Source organism: Leptospira inadai serovar Lyme str. 10, from assembly GCF_000243675.2.
Lineage (GTDB): Bacteria > Spirochaetota > Leptospiria > Leptospirales > Leptospiraceae > Leptospira_B > Leptospira_B inadai.
The window spans coordinates 65,192-88,771 of sequence record NZ_AHMM02000008.1 but is presented as its reverse complement, the minus strand read 5'-3'; the positions used below and the strand labels follow the sequence as shown (position 1 = coordinate 88,771).

Annotated in this window: 21 protein-coding genes and 1 pseudogene; 8 read left to right on the top strand and 14 right to left on the bottom strand. The window is 45.3% G+C overall.

Translation table 11 applies throughout. The features are described 5' to 3' along the window. Nucleotides 1–36 precede the first annotated feature (36 nt). Nucleotides 37–654, top strand: coding sequence for a DnaJ domain-containing protein (locus LEP1GSC047_RS03180; protein ID WP_020988181.1), 618 nt, complete (start codon nt 37–39; stop codon nt 652–654). After that, nucleotides 632–1,273: a hypothetical protein gene (locus tag LEP1GSC047_RS03175; protein WP_010413006.1), complete on the top strand. Its 642-nt coding sequence runs from the start codon at nt 632–634 to the stop codon at nt 1,271–1,273. The genes LEP1GSC047_RS03180 and LEP1GSC047_RS03175 overlap by 23 nt, the downstream gene beginning before the upstream one ends. Here LEP1GSC047_RS03175 and LEP1GSC047_RS03170 read toward each other — a convergent pair. From LEP1GSC047_RS03170 to LEP1GSC047_RS03160, 3 genes are all read right to left on the bottom strand, one after another. Then, nucleotides 1,256–2,134, bottom strand: coding sequence for an LA_3696 family protein (locus LEP1GSC047_RS03170; protein WP_010413007.1), 879 nt, complete (start codon nt 2,132–2,134; stop codon nt 1,256–1,258). The two genes, LEP1GSC047_RS03175 and LEP1GSC047_RS03170, sit on opposite strands and share 18 nt — an antisense overlap. Nucleotides 2,135–2,276: 142 nt before the next feature. Further along, nucleotides 2,277–3,116: a methylated-DNA--[protein]-cysteine S-methyltransferase gene (locus tag LEP1GSC047_RS03165; RefSeq protein ID WP_010413009.1), complete on the bottom strand. Its 840-nt coding sequence runs from the start codon at nt 3,114–3,116 to the stop codon at nt 2,277–2,279. After that, nucleotides 3,113–3,850, bottom strand: a complete 738-nt coding sequence (locus tag LEP1GSC047_RS03160; RefSeq protein WP_010413011.1) for an alpha/beta hydrolase — start codon at nt 3,848–3,850, stop codon at nt 3,113–3,115. The genes LEP1GSC047_RS03165 and LEP1GSC047_RS03160 overlap by 4 nt, the downstream gene beginning before the upstream one ends. A gap of 153 nt (nt 3,851–4,003) precedes the next feature. On the opposite strand from LEP1GSC047_RS03160, the gene LEP1GSC047_RS03155 reads away from it, so the two are divergent. Together LEP1GSC047_RS03155 and LEP1GSC047_RS03150 are read left to right on the top strand one after the other, a co-directional pair. Continuing rightward, nucleotides 4,004–4,537: a TetR/AcrR family transcriptional regulator gene (locus LEP1GSC047_RS03155; protein ID WP_238325512.1), complete on the top strand. Its 534-nt coding sequence runs from the start codon at nt 4,004–4,006 to the stop codon at nt 4,535–4,537. Nucleotides 4,538–4,540: 3 nt separating this feature from the next. Next, entirely contained in the window at nt 4,541–5,509 is a 969-nt protein-coding gene (locus LEP1GSC047_RS03150) for an MBL fold metallo-hydrolase (RefSeq protein WP_010413014.1), read from the top strand. Nucleotides 5,510–5,544: 35 nt separating this feature from the next. Here the strand turns inward: LEP1GSC047_RS03150 and LEP1GSC047_RS03145 are convergent, their stop codons facing one another. From LEP1GSC047_RS03145 to ribH, 5 genes are all read right to left on the bottom strand, one after another. Next, on the bottom strand, nt 5,545–6,177 hold the full coding sequence (locus LEP1GSC047_RS03145) for a hypothetical protein (RefSeq protein ID WP_020988189.1): 633 nt from the start codon (nt 6,175–6,177) through the stop codon (nt 5,545–5,547). A gap of 72 nt (nt 6,178–6,249) precedes the next feature. Continuing rightward, complete coding sequence (locus LEP1GSC047_RS03140) at nt 6,250–7,488, bottom strand: HEAT repeat domain-containing protein (RefSeq protein WP_010413018.1); 1,239 nt, start codon at nt 7,486–7,488, stop codon at nt 6,250–6,252. 89 nt (nt 7,489–7,577) lie between these two features. Further along, on the bottom strand, nt 7,578–9,647 hold the full coding sequence (locus LEP1GSC047_RS03135; RefSeq protein WP_010413020.1) for a tetratricopeptide repeat protein: 2,070 nt from the start codon (nt 9,645–9,647) through the stop codon (nt 7,578–7,580). Beyond that, entirely contained in the window at nt 9,595–10,059 is a 465-nt protein-coding gene (gene nusB / locus LEP1GSC047_RS03130; RefSeq protein ID WP_020988173.1) for a transcription antitermination factor NusB, read from the bottom strand. The genes LEP1GSC047_RS03135 and nusB overlap by 53 nt, the downstream gene beginning before the upstream one ends. Before the next feature lie 3 nt (nt 10,060–10,062). Beyond that, nucleotides 10,063–10,524 carry a 6,7-dimethyl-8-ribityllumazine synthase gene (gene ribH, locus LEP1GSC047_RS03125; protein ID WP_010413025.1) on the bottom strand — a complete coding sequence of 154 codons (462 nt, stop codon included), beginning with the start codon at nt 10,522–10,524 and terminating at the stop codon, nt 10,063–10,065. 35 nt (nt 10,525–10,559) lie between these two features. Here ribH and LEP1GSC047_RS03120 point away from each other — a divergent pair, with 35 nt between their 5' ends. After that, the gene (locus LEP1GSC047_RS03120) at nt 10,560–11,369 is read left to right on the top strand and encodes a tetratricopeptide repeat protein (protein WP_010413027.1); all 810 of its coding nucleotides are present in this window, start codon (nt 10,560–10,562) and stop codon (nt 11,367–11,369) included. Between the two features lie 361 nt (nt 11,370–11,730). Here LEP1GSC047_RS03120 and LEP1GSC047_RS22455 read toward each other — a convergent pair. Further along, nucleotides 11,731–13,229: pseudogene (locus LEP1GSC047_RS22455) on the bottom strand (transposase). Between the two features lie 616 nt (nt 13,230–13,845). Next, complete coding sequence (locus LEP1GSC047_RS21855) at nt 13,846–14,010, bottom strand: hypothetical protein (protein ID WP_010413034.1); 165 nt, start codon at nt 14,008–14,010, stop codon at nt 13,846–13,848. A gap of 76 nt (nt 14,011–14,086) precedes the next feature. Here LEP1GSC047_RS21855 and LEP1GSC047_RS03100 point away from each other — a divergent pair, with 76 nt between their 5' ends. Together LEP1GSC047_RS03100 and LEP1GSC047_RS03095 are read left to right on the top strand one after the other, a co-directional pair. Beyond that, nucleotides 14,087–14,671, top strand: a complete 585-nt coding sequence (locus LEP1GSC047_RS03100) for a hypothetical protein (protein ID WP_039933991.1) — start codon at nt 14,087–14,089, stop codon at nt 14,669–14,671. Beyond that, nucleotides 14,665–16,008 (top strand): peptidoglycan recognition protein family protein, encoded by a 1,344-nt coding sequence (locus tag LEP1GSC047_RS03095; protein WP_020988190.1) that lies wholly within the window; start codon nt 14,665–14,667, stop codon nt 16,006–16,008. Before LEP1GSC047_RS03100 ends, LEP1GSC047_RS03095 begins: the two co-directional genes overlap by 7 nt. On the opposite strand, the gene LEP1GSC047_RS03090 is transcribed toward LEP1GSC047_RS03095, so the two are convergent. Continuing rightward, entirely contained in the window at nt 16,005–17,138 is a 1,134-nt protein-coding gene (locus LEP1GSC047_RS03090) for an AraC family transcriptional regulator (RefSeq protein ID WP_010413039.1), read from the bottom strand. The genes LEP1GSC047_RS03095 and LEP1GSC047_RS03090 overlap by 4 nt on opposite strands. A 306-nt stretch (nt 17,139–17,444) precedes the next feature. Between LEP1GSC047_RS03090 and LEP1GSC047_RS03085 the strand changes: the two genes are divergently transcribed. Continuing rightward, the gene (locus LEP1GSC047_RS03085; protein WP_010413041.1) at nt 17,445–19,760 is read left to right on the top strand and encodes an IPT/TIG domain-containing protein; all 2,316 of its coding nucleotides are present in this window, start codon (nt 17,445–17,447) and stop codon (nt 19,758–19,760) included. Nucleotides 19,761–19,885: 125 nt separating this feature from the next. Here the strand turns inward: LEP1GSC047_RS03085 and LEP1GSC047_RS03080 are convergent, their stop codons facing one another. The 3 genes from LEP1GSC047_RS03080 to LEP1GSC047_RS03070 form a co-directional block, all read right to left on the bottom strand. Then, a complete protein-coding gene (locus LEP1GSC047_RS03080) occupies nt 19,886–20,353 on the bottom strand; it encodes a Dps family protein (RefSeq protein ID WP_010413043.1) in 468 nt (155 codons plus the stop codon). Nucleotides 20,354–20,513: 160 nt separating this feature from the next. Then, nucleotides 20,514–21,713, bottom strand: coding sequence for an NHL repeat-containing protein (locus LEP1GSC047_RS03075; protein WP_010413044.1), 1,200 nt, complete (start codon nt 21,711–21,713; stop codon nt 20,514–20,516). Between the two features lie 558 nt (nt 21,714–22,271). Next, complete coding sequence (locus tag LEP1GSC047_RS03070; RefSeq protein WP_020988169.1) at nt 22,272–23,447, bottom strand: NHL repeat-containing protein; 1,176 nt, start codon at nt 23,445–23,447, stop codon at nt 22,272–22,274. Between the last annotated feature and the right edge of the window lie 133 nt (nt 23,448–23,580).

Here is a 23,580-nt window from a genome sequence, read left to right as displayed (position 1 = left end):
CGAGCAAACCAAGGAATGAATCCCCCAGGTAAAGTTATGAACCGAAAGGCAGATTATTACGGATTATTGGGACTGCCTCGGGACGCCGAAAAAAGCGATATTGAAGAAGCGTTCGATAACTATATTTCTTCCCTGGACATGAACATGTGGGTTCCCTGGAGAACCGAAGCTTTAAGAGAGGGCGCGGAAGCATACTATTTTCTCTCCGATCCGATTCGAAGAAAACGATATGACGGTTCTTTAGATTACGAATTAGTATTATTGGACCCGAACGGGGTTCCGAAGGAATTCGAGCAATACTTCGAAATCCAGAAGATCACGACGCCGAAGGAATACCAAAGATTATACCATCAGTTCCTACTCCTGAAGTACGAACGGGAAGACAAACTTTGGTCTCTTCGGAATACTACTCTTTTCTTCCTAGGCTGTTTTAGCTTTCTGATGATCGTATCCCTGGTGCTGGTTATTTTTCAAAAAAACGGTTGGCTCTCATCCAATTCCGACCTTTTCTATCGTAAGTGGGGTCTCCTTCTTTCCTCCGGTTTGATGGGAGGGGGTTACCTTTTCTTCCGGGTTCTTTACTTGAATCGGATACTATCGAAAAGAGAAAGAAAGAGGGAACAGGAGATCGATGAAGAGAGCCGCCAAGCTTGATCCGAAAGCGCTCACACGGGAAGAAGTCGAATATTATTATTCCCTACTGCAAGAGGAAGTAACCGAATACAATTGCGGTTCCTTATGCGCCCCCGCCAACGGGGGAATTCCCGTTTGCTGCCAAGCGGATAACGCACTCCCAACCTTATATAAATCCGAGTATGAAATGCTTTCCGAAAGAACGGACCTTTGGAAGGAATACGTTCCCGGCACAAAGGAAGAAAAAAAAGAATTCGCCGAATACGATCAAAGGAAAATTACATTTTGTGAATGCAAAGGCGTTGCACATTGCGAACGGGAAAATCGCTCGATTAGCTGCCGCACATTCCCCTTAGAACCGTATTTGGACACAAGAGGAGTGATCGTCGGATTAGTTTTCATGAAAGAATTCACTTCTAAATGTCCGCTTACTTCGCGTGAAAAGGATATCCGCCAGGAATTTATAGACAACCATTTCCTCTTTTGGGAAAAACTTCTTTTTAGATTGGAATCCGAATACGAAGTCTATTGGGATTCCAGTAAGGCGTACAGACGCTGGCGTAAAAGAACAGGCAACGATTTTCCCATTTTATACCCGAGCCATTTAAAAGGTAAAGAATATCTAAAACAATATATCTAAGTAGCGCAACATTTTATCCATAAACTTGAAGAGGATGGGCATGATCGCCGCCATCCCTAATAGGCTGGTAAAAATCCACCTCGTCTGACTCGTAATCGCGGCATGGATGTCGACTTTTAAATCTGCGATATCCGATCGAATTTCCGTCCGAAAGGTTTCGAATTTTACGTCCATCTGCGCGAATCTCTCGTTCATATCCGATCGCAGGATTTCAATTTTTGCATCCATCCGCGCAAACCTCTCATTCATATCTGCACGCAGTATCTCAATTTTTGCATCTGTCTGTGCGAATCTTTCGTTCATATCTGATCTCAATATTTCAATTTTTGCATCCGTTTGCGCGAATCTCTCGTTCATATCAGCACGCAGTATCTCAATTTTCGCATCCGTTTGTGCGAATCTCTCGTTCATATCCGATCGCAGTATCTCAATTTTCGCGTCCGTCTGCGCAAACCTATCGTTCATATCGGATCGCAGGATTTCAAATTTCACGTCAGTCTGCGCGAATCTTTCGTTCATATTTGCTCTCTGGATTTCCATCTTTATGTCGGTTGATGCGAACTTCTCAGTCATGCGCCCTTGAAGAATCTCAATTTTTGATTCAACGGTTGCCAATCCCTCTTGAACGTTTTCTCGAAAGTCTAAGAATTGTCGGCTTGCGTCTAAGTATGATTGCCGCATTTCTAACCGTAATCTCCCGGACTCTTCCGCAATCGACTGGGTGAAATCATCCGAAACCTGACTTTCCAAAAATTTCCGTTCAACTTCAAATGCATGGTTCAATAGGTCGATAAATTGATTCAATTCGTCGGGTCCCAAGACGTCTTTCAATCGTTTCGGAATATCTTGTGCAAAAATCATCTTACTTCTCCTGGCGTCTTCCGCAAGTTTTTTACCGTTTCTTCAGGTTCAGGTAACAAAAGAAGTGAGATGATCGTCTTTTTTAGAGCCATTCCTCTATTAAGGAATAATGATTCACCGATATCGGAATTATAATTCCGAATTAAAGTTTCTGGATTTTTGCAGCCTCATACGCAATGATGGCCGCTTTTCGAGTGGCTCCCCATCTATATCGGTTCAAAACACCCGTTTTACGAATAACTCGATGACAAGGGATTAAATAAGCTAAAGGATTTTTAGCAACTGCAGAGGCAACCGCCCGAACCGATTGCTTCGAACCTGCACGCTCCGCAAGGTCCTCATACGAAATCAGAAACCCCTCCGGAATCGCGAGTAGCGCCTCCCATACCTTTACTTGAAAATTCGTCCCAAAGAGATGAATTTTTATTCTAGTCCGAGAAGGTTCAAACAGTTCGTTCAGCTCCGACGTCGCACTCGCATCTTCGACGAGTTCCGCGTTTTTCCATTTCTTACGAAAAGCCCGGTCGATTTCGGAGATCGTTCGATCGTCCACAAAATGCAATTCACAAATTCCCTTATCGGTTTTTGCCGCGAACATATTTCCGAACGGACTCGGATGAAATCCATAACGAATCTTTAAATCCTTTCCGTTCGTCTTCCATTGCCCGGGTGTTACGGCTTCGGTAGTCACGAATAAATCATGTAATCTTCCGGTTCCGTTCATCCCGAGAGAAATGGCCGCATCTAAAGAATTCGAACTCTTTTGCAGGATTTCTTTGGCATATTCCCGCCTTAGAAATTGCAGATACCGTTTCGGCGGGAGACCCGCCCATTCCGAAAAGATTCGAGTAAAATGATATTCCGATAATCCGGCGACCGAGGCCAATTCGATGATATCAGGTTGTTCCGGAAAAACCGAATCGATATACTCGATCACTCGCGCAACCATTTCGTAATATTCCACCGACTTCTTTACGTTCATTTTTTGTCTAACCAATCGCAAATATCGGTCACGATTCGATCTATCGAACTTTCCGTAATCATCCAGTGGGACGTGTTCTCGTAAACCTTATAACCGCCCGCATATCGATCGGCAAATCTTCTCAAAGATTCTGCGTTTACGATTCTATCCTCCTTTGCCGCGGCCACGAAAACGGGGCATTCGATCTCGGACTTGGACTTATATGCGATCCGGGACATTCTTCCGGGAAGAACACATTCCCGCACTACATAAGGACTTTCATCCAAAAAGAAAGGATATAACTCGTCCTTTTCTTTCCTAGATAAGCATTGATAGATCCAGGTGGAGAATCCGTTTAGACTAGGCCTGGAAGATTTCGTAAAAAATTCGGATATAAACGTTAAATAGATTCCGAATGCGATTGCATACAATCCCGGCCGATTGTAGCTTACCGGAACGACAGGACTAAGTAGAACCAGGGCCTTGGGTTTTACCCTAGCTGCAATGATTTGAGCCAATAATCCTCCGAACGAATGACCCACCAAAATCGTATTCTCCCAATCAATACTATGTTTTTGTAATATTTCCAGATATCGATTCGAATCGGGGATGATGTCTCCGTCCTCTCCCGCCTCCGTGTTCCGTAATTCCGGAATCGAGTAAGAATATCCTCTTTTCTGAAACTTCTCCGCCATCGGAACGTATAAGCTACTCCGGCACCATAAACCCTGCGCGATAACCACTTTTTTTTCCATAAAAGGAAGAATACACCGCCAGGAGAGCCTTCTCAACCCGGTTCTTGCTATTTTGAAGGGACTATTTTTATATTGACCGGTCTATTTATTTATAGATTCAATGGCCTTATGGGCGAAAAGGGAGAAAAATCTCGGGACAGAATGGTCCGAGCAATGGCCGAAGCACTGGAAATGCGAGGTTATTCCGGAACCGGCTTAAACGATATCGTGGAGGCCTCGGGGGCTCCGAAAGGATCCATTTATTTTCATTTCCCGGGCGGCAAAGAGGAATTGGCCACCGAAGCTTTATCGATCTCCGGCGAGGAAATGGGGGAATTTTTCCAACGCGTCTTGAAAAATTCCAGAACCGCGGCAAACGGTATCGAGAATATATTGCAATCTCTGGAAACAAAACTGATCGCCTCTAATTTCTCCAAGGGTTGTCCTATTTCCACGACGGCAAACGAAACCGCTTCGGAAAACGGAGTGGTAAACGAAGTTTGTCAGAACATATTCAAAAATTGGAATACTAGATTGGAACTTTTCCTACGAAATTCAGGCTATGGGAAAGTTCGAGCGAGAGAACTCGCCCAGGTTTTACTTTCGCTAATGGAGGGCGCCATCCTATTATCTCGAACGAGTAGGGACGTTCGCCCGCTTCGTTCTGCGGCCAAAGCGGCAAAACAATTACTGAATGCAGGGGAATAAATTATGAAACCGCTGAAACTACTGCTAATCGTTCTGACTGTCTTTATCGCGACTCAAATCTATCTTCTCGGATTTCCGAGATTGGCAGTTCCCTCCAACCTCGAGGTCTTCCGTGTCGCGACCGATCCTCGTATATTCAAAGAGAATTATAGGCCCGATATCCGTTTTTCGTTCATTAAAACGGGAGAGGGAAGAACCCTGGAAGCTTTTATCGTGGAAGGCGGATCCTTATTCAAAAAACGTAAAATAGTTCATACGGCCGTATTGATTGAACACCCGAAAGGGACTCTCCTGTTCGATTCCGGATTGGGAACTCATATCGCCGAAGAATTCCGACAGCACGCTTTTTATAAAAGACCGTTACTAGCCTATAAAAACGATCGCCCTGCGATCAATCAATTGCAAGAGGCCGGCTTTGATTCCCGCAAAATCCGATCCATATTCCTTTCCCACTTACATTGGGATCATGCAAGCGGGATCAAGGATTTCCCTTGGGCGAAAATATACGCTACTTCCGCAGAAAAGGATTTCGCTTCGTCGTACGAAGGGCAAAAGAAAGGATACATAGCTTCTCAATTTTCCGGCAGAGAAGTGGATTGGGCGGATCTATTCTTTACCGACGGACCGTATGAGAACTACGAAAGTAGTAAGGATTGGTTTGGAGACGGGAGCCTGGTTTTTGTTCCGATCCAAGGACACACACCCGGTTCCGTCGGAGCCTTCCTAAATCTCTCCGGAAATCGCAGATATCTTTTTACCGGAGATACCACCTGGTCCCAAGAAGGATTCGCTTTTCCCGCACATAAGCCTAGGGCGTCGCGATGGATAGCCGATAACGATCCGAATCGTTTAGGAGGAGAATTGGAAAAGATTCATCAACTACTTTCACGTTATCCGAAATTGCGAATCATTCCCGCTCATGACGCGACCGCCCAGGAGAAGTTCGAATTCTTCCCGAATTGGAATCGCTAAACATTCGAGCGCGGGAATTAGGAGAAACGGTTCCGTCAATCGTACTGAAAAATAAAACGGAAAAGTAAAAGTTCATATCCTAGAATTTGAACTTCCAGTTTATTCTCGCCCGGCGAAACGCAACTTTTTTGGAATGTGGCGACGATTCTCCTCGTTTCTTCCTCGTAATAAGGCCTGGCTTTTTTACGAGGCTTTATTAGAGTAACATAGGTTTCACTGGGGTTTTTCGGATATCTCTCCAACTTATTAAACCAACTCTCGGGAAAAACCACGTACGTATAAGGGAATTCCAACTTGTCGATCGCATCGCAGGTTCCAAGTCGAACACCTGTCTCTCCTAATTCGGTGACTTCTCGCCCTCCGAATTTAGGACGGATCGTAATCAAAAAAGCCCGCTTCCCGAGTCGCTCTAATTCCGAAAAGCCTTCTTGAATATGATCTCTATCCAAGTCCGGTCGCGAAAAATTATTCGAATCGGAAAGAACTCTTTTTAATTTGTCAGCCCATATTTCGGAGGCGGTCACTAAATAGGAACCGTTCCAGTCCTTTCCGTCCGGGACACCTTTCCTAAATTCGTTTTCAACTGGTAGATCGTCGAAGGACGTACGAAGATTGGCCCTACAAGCAGCGCATACTATGCACAGAATTACAATTAGGTTAACGTTCATAGTCATGCGACGTCGGGAAGGGATTGTATCTCGCATAATTTTCGAAACGGATCGATCGCTAAGTCGCAAATTCTATCGAGCCGTTTTAATGAGCAAAAGTTCCCGAGTCGCTCGTTCAAGCTCCTGTTTAACCTCGGGAGTCTTTTCGAAAACGTAGGCATCGAATAATCCGGGTAGGCATTCCGGATCACCGATAATTCGAATCGTATCTACGGCTTGCAAGCGTAACGCGAGTTTCTCCTTCTTGTTGGATGCGAATGTTATCAGAGCGGGAACCGTCGTCTTCTCTTTCAGGTCGCCGACTGCTCTTAGAATGGAAAGTTTAACGTCGACGTTCTTCTCTTTGTCCAAAATTCTCTTTAAGTCGGTCGAACCGGGATTAAAGCCGAGTTTACCGACGGCTTCCGCGGCCTTGGACCGCAAAAAAGGTTCTTTATCATTTTCTAAAACGGCAATCAGCCCCTGTCCTCCTCCGTGGTTCCCCAGTTCGAGCAAAAGATCGATCAATCTGATTTTCAGACTATTTACCGTCTCTCTAGATAACTGTTCCGAGACTGCCTTTGCTCCCGACTTGTCCAGGAAAGGGAATAAAGCCTCTACACAAACGGCCCGAAGATCGTGATTTTGTTCGGTGATCCCTTTATAAAATAAGGAAATGTACTGCCTATTTTTTCTGTCCTTCAGGATCTCCAACGCTTGCAGTCGAACATCCTCGTCTTCGTCGCCCGCCGCCATCTTCGGAATCAAACCTCGGACATCTTGGAGGTTGTTTTTTTGCAGTGTGGAAATGAATTTTCTTCTTAAGGCCGGACTTTCATCGGACGAGAATTTGTTTATTAAATTTTGGACTCTTTCGTCCTTAATCCAAACCGAAGATTCCAAAAAGTATTCCCGATAAATGGGATTAGGAGAATTGGCGAGATCCAAGACGTTCGGCATTGCACGATCGTCCTTCATAATCTGTACGCATCTATATGCGATCTGTCTGAGCTCGTAATCCGTATGGGTCAGGCCGGTAATCACCGCATAGATCAGTCTTTTTTCCTTCTTTTTTTCGGCCAGTTCGAGGATTCTTTTTTGTAATTCGACGTTCTTCGTCAGTTTAAATAATACCTCGGATTCTCCGCTCCAATTCGGAGCAAGCGAATCCAAATCGTCGATTTCGGAGAATAACCCGAGTATCGCAAACTGAGTATCCTCTCTAGAATTCGGGTTGGAAAGAATTCGAGGCAATTCTCGAATCAGGTCCGATCTTGCGCGAGTTCGTATCTCTTGGATGGACCTGGCCTGCCTTCTTCCGCCGGATAACACGTCTTCTTTAAACGGATCTTTTACTTCCTCCGAATATATTACGGAAGTAACGAGGAAGAAACAATGAAAGAGAAGGAGGAAAATCCGTCTCAGAAAACTCCCTCCCGTTGAGAAGAACCTTCTAACGCGGCGGATGCGGCCCGTTTATTATCGTATGCTTCCGTATTGGAAGGATCCAAATCGATGGAGTTTTGAAACGCTCGAACGGCCTTTTTATATTCTCCATTCTTATAATAAGCCACGCCTAGATAATTATACGCAGTAGATGCGGTTTTTGGTTTCACTTCGGAACGAACGATAGCGGTTAATTCCTCGATCGCCTTTTCCCGATCCAAAACCGAATTGGAATCTAAGAGTATCTTCGTTAGAACTAAACGTCCTTCATAATCGTCGGGATCCATATGCGCGGATCGATAAGCCTCGTCCTTTGCCCGATTTCGCAAATCCGGATCCTTGGACTTGTTGTATAGTAAGGCCAACTTTTTATGCGCCTGCTGCAACTCGGCGCTATTCTTAGATTGATTCAATATTTGTAATAGAATTTTTTCCGCACTAGATGTTTGATTCGAACCGGCATACGCTTCCGCTAATTTAAGCGCGACTTTGTAATAATCCTCCTTCTGCTTAAACAAAGCTGAATATTCCTCGATTGCTTCGCGATAAAACTTATTTTCTAAATAATAATCCCCTAAAGCTTCCTTAGGCTTGATGTCCGTAGGATCCAGATACGCCGACTTGCGGAAATTTTCGATCGATTGTACTCCGTTGCCGGTATGTTTGTATACCAAGCCTAAATTATAATAGGCCTTAGCGTTTTTTGGATTGATGTCCAATACTCGATTCAAATACGTTACGGCTTCCCCATAGCGTTCCATCTGATCCAATATCACGCCTAAATTAATGAGGGCCGTTTCGGTGAAACTGTCTCCCGGCGTCGAATCTACGATTCTCCGGTACGTTTCTTCGGCGGCGAGCAGATCGCCTCGATTATAGTACGTTTCCGCCAATTGAAAAAGTAGATCCAAGTTATTCGGGTTATATTTTAGACCTTTGTGAAGAGCGTCTATGGATTGCTCTCCTTGATTCAATTGTTCGAACGAATCGGCGATGGATCTGAAAATCTCCGGATCCGAGGCGCCGGCCAGCTTGGCCATCTCTAGATATTTTAGCGCTTCTTCCATCTTTCCGTTCTTTTTTAATACAACGGAAAGATTGTATAGGGCCTTTGCATCGTTCGGAGAAAGAGTTGCGGCTTCTCTAAAATAATGTTCCGCCGAGCCGTAATCGCCTCGATTGTAAGTGATATTTCCCAGATAAGCGTTGGAAAGAGCGGATAATTTTCCACCTCTAGATTTCAGAATCACCAGCTTGAATTGCTCTTCTGCCTGAGGAAGCTCCCCTTTTTTAAAATAGCTTACGGCCAAATTATAGGTTAGATACGGGTCGTCGGGAGCGGTTGATAATCCCCTCTTATACGCATCGATAGCGGCGTCCGGATCGTTGATTTCATTGAATAAATTCCCGGCCAAAAGAGCGATCCGAGGATCGTCGGGGGCGAGTTCCTTGGCCTTCATTGCAGTGGATCTTGCGTCCGCAAATTGACCGTTATGTTTATAGGCTAGGGTAAGATTATAATATGCATGAACGTTTTTCGGGTCAAAGAGTACGGCTTTTTGCAAGCGTTCGATCGCTAGAGGAAATCTGCCTGCCTCGTCGTGAATGACTCCCAGAACCGTAAGCGCGACAGACTTCTCCTGCTCGGTTGAAGGTCCGTTTAAGAATTCGGTGCAATAATCGAAAGCTTGTCGAGTGAATCTCTCTTTATAGAGATTGATGCATTTGGTTAACTGAGGATTAGCGCTACCTTCCGGAAGATACGGTCTTTCCAAAAGTCTACTGATATCTCCTTTCGGAGCCAGCAAATCCTTACTACCCGAAAAACTTCCGCCCGCCAAATCTCCTGGACGATGGGTGTAGTAATACCAACCCGCCGCCAAGAATGCGAGAAGCACTAAAAGCACCATCGCACCCCAGAAAAAGGCTAATTTATTATAAGAACGACGAGGCCGAAATTCATCCGGTTCCTCACCGTAATACGCGGACGTTTTAGGCTCTTCCGTCTCCAGGAAGATCCGGTTTTTTCGGATCGGGTTTTCCATGTCGGTTGGTCTCGTATTGGAGGATGGAGTCCAGGATTCCATTAATGAACGGAACCGAATTTTCGCTCTCAAACTCTTTGGTTAGTTCAACCGCTTCGTCGATCACGACTGTAGACGGGATTTCCATCGAGTTAAGCAGCCCGTAGATGGATAGGCGCAGTATGCACTTATTCACCGGGGAAATTCTTTCAAAATCCCAATTCCTCGAGTACTTCTTGATTAGAGTATCGATGGCCTCGCCGTTTTTCACAACCCCATTTATAATTGAAACGGCAAAATCCCTCTCATCCTTATCGATTTTTTTGTCGTACCATTTGAATTTTAGGACTTCGGATAAGGGCGGTTTTACTAGTTCCAGTTGATAAAGCGCCATCACGGCGATCTCCCTGGACTTCCTGCGGGAAGTGGACATGGATTAGAGTAGTGCCAACAGATTCACCATTTCAACGGCAGTCAGAGCGGCTTCATAACCTTTGTTACCCGCTTTTGTCCCGGCCCTTTCGATGGCTTGCTCGATGGTATCCGTCGTCAGAATTCCGAAAGCCACCGGGAGAGAGTACTGAACTCCGATAGAGCCTACCTTCGCGGATTCTCCTGCGACATAGTCGAAATGCGCGGTTGCGCCGCGAATCACGGCGCCTAAACAAATAATGGAGTCGTATTTCTTGGAAGAGGCGGCTTTAGAAACGACAAGCGGAAACTCGTACGCGCCGGGAATCCGGACGATAGTAATATCTTTGTCTTCGACGCCGGTAGCAAGTAAAGCTTCCGTCGCTCCTTTCAAAAGACTTTCCACGATAAATTCGTTAAAACGGGACACGATGATACAGTGCTTTTGGCCTGTACCGTTAAGTTTTGCTCTGAGTTCCTTAGGCATCGGTTTCCTAGTTGATTCTATTATCGAAAAAACACATGTTACCCTCTGTGGCAACCGGAAAAGAGACTCGATTCTTCAAATTCTTCCCTTTATCAAAGATCGGACTCTGCATCCTCCTTTCTCATTTTTCGTTTTGCGCTTCCGTTCAATCCCTCTGGAAACCCAACGATTCCTTTATTAAGAGCTTGGAATTACCGAACTGGGTGTTGGAGTCTTCCATCAAGCTTAGGGTCTTCAACGATACGCCGAACACCGCAAACCCGGAGGACGCTCTGCCGGAAGACGATATCGCATTTTATTCCAATAATGCCCGGGTATTAATGGCGGCTTCCCCCGCAGCAATGAAGGATATCTATAAGATGGCGGGTTGTTTAGACGGAACGGAATTGGTTACGATCCGTGGAAACAAAATCACCGAAAATCAGGAAGATATCTGGTATGGAATTTGTCGAAGCGGCGCCCAGGATACTGTAGTATTCAAAGTATTCGATATGGGGAACGATAATCTTTATCGTCTCTACGAGGATGAACTCCTACCCAACTGGGAGGAAGCGAGAAAAATCGTTCAGGCAAATCCGGAAAAGGCCATGCGACTGGCCAATAAATTGATCGAACATGAGCCTTCGCATCCGGGAGCTCGAAGACTGCTAGGAAGCTTGTATTTAAAAGCGGGTTACTGTCCCGGAGCCATTCGCAATTATCGAATCTATCTCAGAATCATGCCCAGGACTCCGGAAAAAGAAAAGATAGATTCTCTCGTGAACAAATCTTGTAAGGATAGCTTGATACCTAAGAAAAAAGAACAGAAGGAATTTTCCGAGGACCTGCCGAATTTAGGCGAGTAGTCAGAGGACCGAGGACAGATGCGCTCGCTTTGCTCGCGCTAGACAGAAGCTGCACGATGTTGGAAAAGTTACAGAAATAGAGGAAAGATCCCCTGTACACAGAAATTTTTCTCGGGAAGATGGAAACCCGGCTCATCAATGTTCTGTCTTCCGTCCTCCGAAAGTCTTCTGCAAACCCGGAGAGTAGAATTTACTTAAAAAACCCCGCCCTTTGGGTGGGGAGTCTGTTGAAAAAGTTAGCGAGGTTAGTCGGTATTTTTCTCGTAATTGGGATCATTATGTTTAATTGTTATAAAGGCTTTCAGTTAACTTTTGGCGGATCGTTTAAACATACCGAAATCCGCAAATTTGGGCGGATCGTTTAAACATACCGAAATCCGCAAAAGTTTTGCTATATTATGAGCGGAGCATCTCTCGGACCATTCCAAAGATACTTTTTCTATTCCCTTCGTCATAAATCTATATCCGCGACGAGATCCTTTTATTGCACCAAAGACACCTTCGATCGAGGGGAATCTCTTAGAGTAAATTTTCCGCGATTGCGGATGTCTTAACTTTTTACGCATTTCCATCGTGTAGAAATTGTCCATCTCGTTTGGTTGGTAATTCTTACTTGGACTCAAATGAACATAGTTGTTTTTTAAATTATTAGAATTCACCAAAATGGCTTTAGAGCGATCTTTTGTGCAGAAGTGCTTTAACTTACAACCATTGCAATTCGTTGATCTGTAATCTAAATAACGATTGTCTCCACGAAGAAATCTTTCAGCTTTAAATTTAAGTTCTCTACCTGATGGACAGGTGAATCGGTTGGATTTTCTTTCGTAAGCGAACTTTATAAACTGAGGTCTTCGTTTAGCAGAATCGGGAACCTTCGGTATCCGTCCAGCTTGGAATGGCCTTGTGACTTTTTGATCGGGGCAATAAATATCGAAATCCTTTAAACTCCGAAAGTTGGCTTCACTCGCGTAACCCGCATCCAAGATATATTGAATTTTTCTGAAATCATTGTCTCTTGATTTCAGGGAAAGGTGACAATATTCGACTTTTCGAATCATCTTTTCCGTAAACTTCGTATCTGCTTGCCCCGTTTCCACAGATTGGGAAACAATCATGTTAGATTTGCTATCGACCGCCGCCTGAGCATTGTAACCTACGATAAAGGCGTTTCCCTTTTTCTGTAGATCGCAATTTCTCTCATAGAGATGGATCCTGCGGCGGTCTTTGTGCTTTTTTAAGAATTCTACAGCTCTTTTAACTTGCTGCTTTCGTCCAATCTTCGTCGTTTTTTCGAAAGTTTAGTCTGTTCTAAATCTGCCGACCGTTCCCACTCCTTAGTTTTATCTTACTGACTTTTTCTATTTGCTTCAACCGAGTCTCGAATTTCTCTAAATCCCCCATATCATCGGAATTCGCATTGGCCTTTATCTTTGTTCCATCGATTGAAACCGTTTCAAAATCTATATAACCGCTTTCATAACCGAGAAATACCGTTTGAGAGAATAAGTCCTCAATTTCATTTTTGTGGGTCTTTCTAAACTTTGAAATAAACGTATGATCTAACTCTTCTCCATCCAATAGATAAATCAATTCGGCTCTCAGTTTTGAAAGTCTACAAAGTTCTCTCATCGAGAGGTTGCCTATTAGTATCGAATAAAAAAGGGCCGAAATTACTTTCTTGGGCGAGATCGCGGGTCGCCCTGTTTCATCATTCTGGTAATTCTTCTCGAAATCCTCAAAATCTAAGCGATCGATGACTTTCTTAAAGCTATGAATAGGATGTCCTTCTCCAAATAACTCCTGAAAGTTTAAAACATACATCCGCAGCTGTTTAGGGTCCGTATTCTTGAACTTTGCCATTCGGCAAATCTAGTACATTCGTAAAATTTGCACCTCTTTTTCAACAGACTCTGGGGGCCGGAGCGAAGCGGTGGAAAAATTCCTGTATCACAAAATGATTCCCCTGACAAGAACTTTTCCAAAAAGAATTTAGTAGGAGCTCACGCTAGACAGAAGCTGCTTGATGTTCGAGAGGCAACAGGGGTAGACGAAAGATTTACTATAACGCAAGAATCTTTCTATAGAACACGGAAACTCCCCTAACATTGGATTTTTCCCCTGCCCTTCTTTCTCGGTGTAGGAGTTCCAACATAATTCGTTTTCAGAGGACAGAAGACTGAGGACAGACGCGTTCACTTGCTCACGCTAGACAGAACAGAAGCTACTACTAGTTGGAAACCCTCTGAGGCAGAGGAAAGATCCATTCTAACATAGGAATCTTTTTAAAAATCGTCATTTACACAAAATTGCTGACGCTCCCCGAAAATCCAGTAACACCTCGCTCCAACATAATTCGTTTTTAAAAAAATTGTTGTCAGGGTAATAGAAATAATTATCTGTCCTCTGTCCTCTGTCCTCTGTCCTCTGTCCTCTGTCCTCTGTCCTCTGTCCTCTGTCCTCTGTCCTCTGTCCTCTGCTACTTGATTCTCAAAACCAAGGTGATTTTTCCGTCGGGTTTCTCCACTACTTCAAAACCTTCTTCCTTTAAGGTCTTTTTAATCCTATAAAATCCTAAATTTACGACCTTGGGTAGGTTCTTCTTAGAAGATCCGGAAAGGGATTCGTTCGGTAGAGCATCCATCCATATAAGTTTCGGTTCCGGGGAGCTTCGTCTTGACCTTGACAGGAAGAATTCCTTGCAGGAAATGAGAATGGAAATGCAACGAATTTTCCTAAGTGTTCTTGTTCTTTTACTTTTAGGAACGGGAACCGCCGGACTTTTTTTTCCGGAATGGTTTGAGTCGCCCATACTCCTTTGGATCCATTCCAAATTTTCCTTCGTGGTCTTCGTGATTGCGATTTTATTGGCTTCCGCCGCGATTTTGCGCATTACGATTCGGGCCCGACGAGCCATGCGAAACCAGGCGAATGCGGTGGAATCTCATCTGCGCAATATTCTCGAGGAACTGGTCCAAGATTCCCAAGCATTGGGAGATTTTTTAAGAACGGATCTCCCTCAAATAGAGGATCGACTAAAATCCTCGAAAGAAAAACTCGCAAAGGAAGTTTTCTCATCCTTCTCATCGATCTGGACTAGAATCCGAACGGACGCCGAAGCCGCATTTCGGGAATTGGAATACCTTCCGATGGAACCGGAGCAGACGTCGGAAAAAGGGAAAAAACACGCAATATTAGAATATAAGGATCTTTTAAATCGTCATACCAGATCTAAGGCAGTGCTGGAGCGGGTAAGATCGGATCTTTCCTTATTGAAGGAAAAACTAAGGGAGAAAGGATGTTGAATCGTAAATACGCTTTTATACTCGCAATTCTATTCTATCAATGTGCATCGGAACAATCCATAGACCCTCAATCATCAAGGCCCTCTGACAAGGAATCGGTTTTGCCTATACAAACATTTCTTCCTTCTATCGAACATTTCGGGGGTTTAGTATCGAATCGCTGGAATATTCGGACAAAGGGAATCTTGCTTCACCATACGAGGGGACTTAGCCTGGAGGATTATATCCGCAAGAGTGCGACTGGCGGTTGGCTCGTTCATTATCTGGTGGATAGAAACGGAAAAATCTACGGGGTAGAGGAAGCGGGGAAAATCCAGGTAAAAGCCGCACCGAAAATGGATGAGAGCGTGATTCATATCGCCTGGGAAGGCAACCGCGAAGATGTACTCAAACGTTCCGCGCAAAAAAAGGCATTATTCAATTTGGTCCAAAAGCTTGCAAGAGAATACAAAATCCCATTCACAAATTATGATATAGATTCCCGAAACGGAATTTTCACCCATACGCAGGCTAAAAAACGATTCGGTCGATTTCTGGACGGAGGCGACTGCGGAAATGAAAACGTAATCAAGGTTCTTCTGGACGAATCGGGGGGAAAATATTACTCGGAACTGGAATGGAAAGATCGATTCGGTCCCGATTGGGTATTGAGAAAAGAGCGCCCTTTTTCGGGGCCTAGCGGGGAACCCTTGGAACCGACCTATGATAGAGGGAGAGGAGTTACCCCGACTCCGAAAGCGGAATTAGAGTCGATAGAAAAAACGAAAGACGGCCTCCTCCCGGAAGAACGTCGCCTACGATATAATTATCGAGGTGCAATCACCGCGGACTGCGTGGTTTTGCATTTTACCGCAATTCCCGATTATAATCTTACGTTAAAAGTATTAGAAAAACGGAATCTATCTGCGACTTTCCTTGCGGATACGGACGGGAAGGTCTATCAACTTTTGGATCACCACTTGCATATGGCCGCAGCCGCGACCGGAACGAATAGAAATTGTTTTCAAGTCGAGATCGTAGGTAAAGACACGGAAATGCTCTTAGCAAATCCGCTTCAATCGGATGCGGTCGCCAGGCTCGTAAAAGAACTTTCGCAAAAATACGATTTCCCTTTGGACAACAAGGCGATCGAACTGCTAAAAGGAGTGTATTCGCATACCCAGGCAAAAAAGAAATGGGGAGGCTCGATTTTCCTGGACGCGCAAGATTTTGATCCGGGCGAACCGTATATGAAAAAGATTCTAGACCTGGTCGGAGGCAAATTTTATTCGGAGAAAGATTGGCAGGACAGAAACAGCGATAATTGGATCCTGCTTTTTACGGAATTCCAGCCCTAAAGTTCGACCGGCTTGGCGACACGAGATTTGGGAGACACTTTATTTTTTTCGAATCGTGTTCGACGAAGTTGACTCGGCGTTTCGCCTGTCATCTTCCTAAACGCATCGTTAAACGAAGACTTCGAATTGAATCCGACAAAATAACAAATGGAAAGAATGTCCTTTTCGGGATTTTCCGAAAGTAAGGCGACCGCTTCGTCGATTCGAAACCGGTTAATATAATTATAAAAGCCTACCTGCAAATGCTCGTTCAGGAATTCGGTAAGCTGATACGGTTTGATTTCCAGGTCGTCGGCAAGGCTATGCAGCGTTAAATCCGGATCTCTGTACAATTTCCCTTCCCGCATCAACTCGTCCATTCTCAGTTCGAGCAGAGCTAAATCCAGTCCGACTAGCAGGGATTTTTCGTATTTCTTTCGGCGAACTTCGCGTGTTAAGGGCGCAAAAAAATTAGGATATCTGGCAGGGGCGAGAAAGAGCAGAATAACGGTCAGCGTAACAAGCATCCCGCCGATTTCAAACAGTCCGTTCCAACCTACCATAAATCCGAAAATAAGAGAGTACATCGCACAAACCGTGACGGTTGCCAAAGTCAAAATGAAACGGATTTGAGGACGGATTTCTTTTACGGAAAATACGGTTAATAGCATTCGATAACGGACTAGAAAATATCCTGTAGTCAGCAAGGTGGTTATCAGGAATGAAAAGGCCAGATAATGTCGAAATCGAATCGTCCTAAATTCCTTTAAATCGGCGATTATCACCGGAATCGGTCTAGCAAAGAAAAAAAGCTCCAAGATCAGAAAAATCCCCGGTACAATGAAATGCAATCGGACGTCACGATCCAACGCTTGATTCGGGTAAAGGAGGGAACGCGTGTATAAAAGAGTCAGAGGGCCGACCGTTGAAAAAGAAGTGAGCAATAGAAAAATGGAATGTGGATACGTCTGGTCCACCTCCTTCACGACATTGCCGGAGGAAAAAAGAATAATACCTAGAGCGGCAAATAGAACCGCCGCCAGCCTATCCTCTCGCCCCTTTTGTCTGGTTAGAATTCGCTGAACGGCGAGTAGAAATGAAAGGCCGGAGCCGAAATAGATGATCGCAACCCCCAACCCGGAATTTAACATGATCGGTAGTTTAAAAAAAAAGAGCGATCTGTCAAGTTTTCTGACTTTCAAACCGCTTAGATCCGCATCGTTATTTCTTATTATTTCATTATAAAAACGGAAAGAATTAGTTGGAAGCAAAAGTAATTCTTATTCCTCGCTTATAATTCACTTATTTCTAAAGCGCCTTTTTTATCACAACGGTTCGAATAATGCAATCCGAACGTTCGAGTTCTATCCGTCGGACGACTCTTTTCGATTACCGAAGTATTCTTTTCTCTCAGTAACGAATCGATGGATCGATGAACCGTCGAAGTGGAGCTTTAAATGGGAACGCGAAGTGTGAAAAAAGCGAAGGGATTCTTCAAGATGGCATTGATAGCCTTGACCGCCCTAGCTGCCGGATGCCCCGTGGGAATTTTTACCGAATTCCCCAATCAAGAAGAAGTTTGCAGTTTCGATCCTTTGCGAGAAGGAATTAGGGCGGTATCCGCCGCTTCCTTTCCACAACCAAAATTGCAATCATTACTAATCAACGGAAATCTCTCCTGGCAAAATTTGCCGAATAGCCCGATTCCGGTTCCGCCTCCCACACTCAGTCCGGGACAAACCATCACTCTGAAAGGTACCGGATTCGGAGCAGGACCCGACATCGATTATTCTAAAATCATGATAGGGAATACTAGAGTTTTGGAAACGAATCTGACAATGTATGAACAGCGATTGGATGTCGCCAAGCAGGTGAATTTCGAAGTGGATACTATCGAAGATACCTGGGGCAAGTACATCCTCAGTTGGACGGATACTGAAATTCAATTTATCGTTCCGGAACACACCACTAGCGGACCATTAATCGTACAAGTTCAAAAGAGAATCGGATACAACGAATCCCTTTTAAGACCCGGACAAGCCCATAATGTAATCAACGCGCAAACGAGAAGGATCACCGATGAGAGCTTCAAACAAACCTGCGACGTTGTTTCCATCCTGAGCGACGCTCAAGCCACCGACCCGTTGACGGTAAGCATCAATAATCCGGGTTTCGGAGCATTATTCTCGCTAGGTGAAAAGATTTTTTGGTCCTATGATTTTAATATCGGTATCGCTCATACTATTCGGAATCTGGATTGGAATAAAATTTTCGGATACCAAGCCACCGATCCGGTTACGGGTTATATCGCCGATCCCGCATTATTATTCGGGGCAAACAAAGCCAATGCCGGCGAAGTTCCTTCCGCAGCGACCGATAACGTTTATTTCGACCCGTACCCTCAACCCACTCCTATACCCGGATTTTTGGGATCGGATCCGCTATTGAAAGGAAATACCAGAAGCAGCGGTTGGGCAGGTTATCGTTACGCGGAAGCCTCCAATCCTTATACCGGCAAAGGGGAATGGATAGGATTTAACTGTGCGTCCTGTCACGGCTATAGAGTCAGTTTCGAAGCGGCACCGGGAAACGTAGTCACGAAAGTGATACCGGGACTTCCGAATCCTAAATGGTCTTTGAAATGGTCTCTATTAGGAAATTTTAAAGGTGTTATAGCAAGCGAACCCGGCCCCGTTTTCGACTCCGGTACTAAGGATGTGGATAAGACGATTCTAATCTATTCCTTACCGCAAGGCTCCGGAGAGCATGCATTAATTCGGATAAAAGGAGAAGGCAGCGAAACGGACAACGATTACCAGTTCTCTCCGATCGCAATTCCTAACGTTACCAATTACATGGGGATTAGACGATCACTCTCCCACACGGAATCGTACGTCGGATTCGAAGGTTCTTACATACATTCGGAGGAGCCGGACGGGTCCACCGGCTCGATGCGTGCTCATGAACTGCAGGCGCTGACCGCGTACATGACTAAACTCGATCAGTATGATCGTCCTCTCCGGCAAGTCGGATTATATCGTTGGTTAAAATACAAAGGAAAACTGAACGGCCAAGTCGGAGGAGACCCCGGAGAAGGAAGCTTCGCGCAAACCGGATGGGAATCATATTCTGGCGTCACTGCGGCAGTCAATCGAGGCAAGACGATTTTTCAGCGGGATTGCGGGAGTTGTCATAACGATAAAGTGGGCCTGAACTCCAACGAAAAGATGTTTCGATTAAACGAAGTCGGTAGGTTTTTCACTCCCACCATTTATCAACGAAAACAGCAATCGATCCGGGCGACTTTCTTACGGGATATGTACTGGGTTCAACACCGAGGCTTGCTGACCGACGGTCATGTTAGAAACTTGGAAGATCTAGTCAATCCTGACCGATGCACGGAAGGATCGCAACTGTACAATTCCTACTATACCGTTCATACTGCCACGACGCCTGCGTTAGGCGGGCCCGACTTCCCGGATCCGTACCCTGCCCATAATAGAAAAGGGGACGTGTTTCGAGTTCCGAAATCTCCCACCGACACGGATACCGGCGTTAAGAGAAATCGATTCATCGAAAGACATAAGTACTTCGTATCGATTCCCGGAGACAATAATTGGTATTACTGGGATTATCAAAAGATGAGACGAGAATATGGTCCCGATGAATTAGGAACGACTGCGCCGATCGGAATGCCGGCTGCTCCCCATCCTTGGTGCACTAAGAATACTAACGATGTGGATGATTTGGTAGAGTATATCCTCACACTCTAAGGTCCGTTGACCGTCCGGTAAGAATATCCGTTGCGAACAAACGGATATTCAGGAAAGGGTTCCGCTCTGAACGCTATTCTCCGTTCAGTCCTTTCCGGAGCGAGGCTCCTACCGGACTTTTATTTTTACTCTAGCATGCTGCGTAACATCCAAGCCGTTTTTTCATGAATCTCCAAACGTTGAGTCAGTAAGTCCGTTGTCACTTCGTCGCCGCCGGATTCTGCAGCGGGAAGAATTCCCCTCGCGGTTCGAATAACCGCTTCATGCCCTTCCACCAAATTTTTGAGCATCTCTTCCGCCTTCGGAACCCCATCTTCTTCCTTCAAAGAAGTTAGGTTTGAAAATGCCTTATAGGTTCCCGGAGCAGGATATCCGAGAGATCGGATTCTTTCTGCGACGAGATCCAGAGCATTCCAAAGCTCCGTATATTGAGTCATGAACATAAGATGCAGAGTGTTGAACAATGGCCCCGTAACATTCCAATGATAATTATGAGTCTTGAGATATAGAAAATACGTATCAGCCAAAAGACTCTGCAGGCCTTTATTGATCGCGTCCCTATCTTTATCCGGAATTCCAATATTTGGTTTCATACATACCTTCCGTGTAGAATAATTCTAAATTTAGAATAATTCTACAAAATTAGACTTTCTTTTTCAAGCAAAAGCAGTGAAAAAGAATTCAATTTCTAAAAGAAAGCAAACTCAAACGGGGAAGGCCATTCCTTTCCGGCTGTTTCGCGATTGATTTTCTCTAGGGAAAATAGAGTACCCGAGTATTGGTAGTATCCCCCACCCATAATTGACCGCAAGAACTCATGGCCAGAGCCGCAACCGCACCCACACTGTCGGCAGTCGGCCCTGTTTTACCGATTGTGGTATAATCGGATTGCCCTAAAACCTTATCGGCTCCCCCACCATTGGCAACTCCGCTAGCGTAGTGAAGCACTCGGACATTTCCGGCATCGCCTACCCATATACCGCCGCTGGAGTCGACGGCGATACCCTGTGGTTGGTAAAGGGAAATTTGCGTACGAGTAAATTGGCCTGCACTGGAGGTATAGTTGGTCTGACCGAGAACTCTATCCGCATTTCCTCCGCTCGATACTCCGCTCGGGAAATGCAACACTCGGTTATTCGCATATTCTGCAATCCAGATTCCGCCGTTCGAATCCACTGCCAATCCGCGAGGGTCATTCAAGGCGTTCTGGGCAGTCACGCCACCGGTTCCGGTCGTGTAATTCGATTGGCCTAAGACTAAATCCGCATTTCCCCCGCTCACGATTCCGCTGGGAAAATGAAGCGCTCGATTATTTCCGCCGTCAGAGACCCAGATCCCTCCCGTAGAGTCGACAGCTACCGCATGGGGAGAACTCAATCTACTTTGAGTGGTCGCGGCTGTCCCGTTCGTATAGTTGGCTTGTCCGAGCACTAAATCCGCATTCCCGCCGGTGGCTACCCCGCTCGGAAAATGAAGCACTCTATGGTTCCCGGAATCCACTACCCAAAGTCCTCCATTGGAATCGACTGCCAAACCTTGCGGGGTCGTCAATGTGCTTTGAGTCGTCCCCGCGGAGCTTGCGGTAAAATTAGATTGGCCTAGCACGATATCCGCATTCCCGCCACTTGCTACCCCATTTGGGAAGTGTAGGACCCGATTATTCGTGGCATCGGAAACCCATTCCCCTCCTCTCGAATCCACGGCAATTCCCGACGGCTGTTTCAATTGGTTTTGCGTGGTTCCGGAAGCAGACGTTGTGAAGCTCGACTGGCCCAGAACTAGTGTAGCCGATTCTCCAAGTGTTAGAACGGGGGTCGTCGTACAATTGGATTGCTTGGCCGAAGCAGCCAAAAGTGCGATTAATAAAGCACCGTTGTTATTATGCTTAGGTTTGCAGGAGAGCGAGATCGTTAAAGCGACTAAAATTACTGAACGCGGTTTGAATTGATTCATGTTCACGAATATCCTTTTCTATACTTCAAAACAAATTGATGATTCGCTTATGAAACTAAAAAGCTTCGAAATGAAACGGTGTCGGCTAACTCGAATTTGGCAAAATCGATACCAGCAAGACGTTTCAATACAGGAACATTTTTGCCTTACTTAATATGCCAAAGAAGGATACGTCAACCGGATTTAGGAGAGCTTCCATAAAATATCAAGTTCATCTTCAGAGGACAGAGGTCAGAGGACGGAAGACAGTAGCTGCTAGACGTTGGAAAAGTTACAGAAGTAGAGGAAAAATCCACTATAACACAAGAATCTTTCTATAGTACGTGGAAACGTCGCTTATCAATGTTCTGTCCTCTGTCTTCCGTCCTCTGAAAGTTGGAAAGGTAATAGAGGTAGACGAAAGATCTACTATAACGCAAGAATCTTTCTATAGAACACGGAAACTCCCCTAACATTGGATTTTTCCTCTGCCCTTCTTTCTCGGTGTAGGAGTTCCAACATAATTCGTTTTTAAAAAAATTGTTATCAGGGTAACAGAAATAATTTTCTGTTTTCTGTCTAAGGATAATAAAGAACTCGGTGATCACTATAGTCGGCCACCCAGAGTTGCCCGCAGGGAGAAACTGTAAGAGCATTCGGCCCTCCCAGCAAGGCTGCCGAAACAGTGTTGCCTGAATTATTGGATGTATAGTTCAGTTCGCCTAACACAGTATCTCCGTTCTTTCCGTTCGTAAACGGAGGAGAAAAGTGGATGGCCCTTCGGTTCCCGTAGTCGGCAACCCAAAGCCCTCCGTTCGCATCGGTAGCCAGACCGGTGGGCGTCCATAGCCCGCTCTGAGAAGTCGAAGGCGTGGAACTTCCGAACGTAGACTGTCCTAAAACGATATCCGAACTCATATCATTTGCAAACGGAGATGTAAAATGCAGAACTCGGTGATAGCTTGCATCCGAAACCCAAATCCCTCCGTTAGAATCCACAGTTACAGCATTAGGATTTGCTAATGTAGATGCGGTCGCACTAGTGGTACCTCCAGACGTAAAGCTTGTTTGACCAAGCACTAGATCGGCGGCCTTCCCATTGGTTAAAGGCGTGGAGAAATGCAGGAGTCGATTATTCCCGGTATCGACCACCCATAATCCGCCCGACGCCTCAACGGCAACCCCTCTTGGACTATTTAATAATGTGGTACTCACTCCGGAAACTCCGCTTGATCCGATCACTATATCCGCGCTTCCGCCGGTAGCAACCCCGCTTGGAAAATGCAGAATGCGATGATTTAAATAGTCGGCCACCCAAATACCGCCCGCAGAATCTACCGCAACTGCCTGGGGATTATTGAATTGATTTAAGCCGGTTCCCGAAGTACCGCCTAAAACTATATCGGCCGATCCTCCGGAAGCGATTGTCGAGGGATAATGAATCACCCTTTGGTTTTGTGTATCCGAAACCCAAAGACCGCCCTTAGAATCGTGTGTCATTCCTTGCGGATAATGCAATTGGGAAGTACCGGCGCCGAATCCACTGCTGACAAAGTCGCTCTGTCCGAGAACGATCGTCGCATTTTCCCCCGTAGAAAGGCGAGGGACCGCGCATCCGCCTCCGGAATTCGTCGCAAGATTTCCAAGTATAAGCGAGAGCAAGAATCCGCTTCCGTGGCTCATATCCACGTTTAACGGCTTCGCTTGGTTGCAACCAAAGAATGCAAAAAAAGCCAGCGGGAGTAAAAACAACACTCGGAAATTCATCCGCTTGGACCGAGGATTATTAAAGCGATTTCTCTGTTCGTCTAACATTTCCGTTTACCCGATTGCATCCTCTACCGAACTCAACAGTCTAGAAAGAAGAAATTGAATCGGAATTTACGAA

Coding starts and splice junctions, on each gene's coding strand:
- ribH (WP_010413025.1), bottom strand. CDS start 10,524: ATGCCTAAGGAACTCAGAGCAAAACTTAACGGTACAGGCCAAAAGCAC.
- LEP1GSC047_RS03080 (WP_010413043.1), bottom strand. CDS start 20,353: ATGAAACCAAATATTGGAATTCCGGATAAAGATAGGGACGCGATCAAT.
- LEP1GSC047_RS03085 (WP_010413041.1), top strand. CDS start 17,445: ATGGGAACGCGAAGTGTGAAAAAAGCGAAGGGATTCTTCAAGATGGCA.
- LEP1GSC047_RS03075 (WP_010413044.1), bottom strand. CDS start 21,713: ATGAATCAATTCAAACCGCGTTCAGTAATTTTAGTCGCTTTAACGATC.
- LEP1GSC047_RS03180 (WP_020988181.1), top strand. CDS start 37: ATGAACCGAAAGGCAGATTATTACGGATTATTGGGACTGCCTCGGGAC.
- LEP1GSC047_RS03100 (WP_039933991.1), top strand. CDS start 14,087: ATGCAACGAATTTTCCTAAGTGTTCTTGTTCTTTTACTTTTAGGAACG.
- nusB (WP_020988173.1), bottom strand. CDS start 10,059: ATGTCCACTTCCCGCAGGAAGTCCAGGGAGATCGCCGTGATGGCGCTT.
- LEP1GSC047_RS03170 (WP_010413007.1), bottom strand. CDS start 2,134: ATGATTTTTGCACAAGATATTCCGAAACGATTGAAAGACGTCTTGGGA.
- LEP1GSC047_RS03160 (WP_010413011.1), bottom strand. CDS start 3,850: ATGGAAAAAAAAGTGGTTATCGCGCAGGGTTTATGGTGCCGGAGTAGC.
- LEP1GSC047_RS03155 (WP_238325512.1), top strand. CDS start 4,004: ATGGCCGAAGCACTGGAAATGCGAGGTTATTCCGGAACCGGCTTAAAC.
- LEP1GSC047_RS21855 (WP_010413034.1), bottom strand. CDS start 14,010: ATGGATGCTCTACCGAACGAATCCCTTTCCGGATCTTCTAAGAAGAAC.
- LEP1GSC047_RS03120 (WP_010413027.1), top strand. CDS start 10,560: ATGTTACCCTCTGTGGCAACCGGAAAAGAGACTCGATTCTTCAAATTC.
- LEP1GSC047_RS03095 (WP_020988190.1), top strand. CDS start 14,665: ATGTTGAATCGTAAATACGCTTTTATACTCGCAATTCTATTCTATCAA.
- LEP1GSC047_RS03150 (WP_010413014.1), top strand. CDS start 4,541: ATGAAACCGCTGAAACTACTGCTAATCGTTCTGACTGTCTTTATCGCG.
- LEP1GSC047_RS03165 (WP_010413009.1), bottom strand. CDS start 3,116: ATGAACGTAAAGAAGTCGGTGGAATATTACGAAATGGTTGCGCGAGTG.
- LEP1GSC047_RS03090 (WP_010413039.1), bottom strand. CDS start 17,138: ATGTTAAATTCCGGGTTGGGGGTTGCGATCATCTATTTCGGCTCCGGC.
- LEP1GSC047_RS03175 (WP_010413006.1), top strand. CDS start 632: ATGAAGAGAGCCGCCAAGCTTGATCCGAAAGCGCTCACACGGGAAGAA.
- LEP1GSC047_RS03145 (WP_020988189.1), bottom strand. CDS start 6,177: ATGAACGTTAACCTAATTGTAATTCTGTGCATAGTATGCGCTGCTTGT.
- LEP1GSC047_RS03135 (WP_010413020.1), bottom strand. CDS start 9,647: ATGGAAAACCCGATCCGAAAAAACCGGATCTTCCTGGAGACGGAAGAG.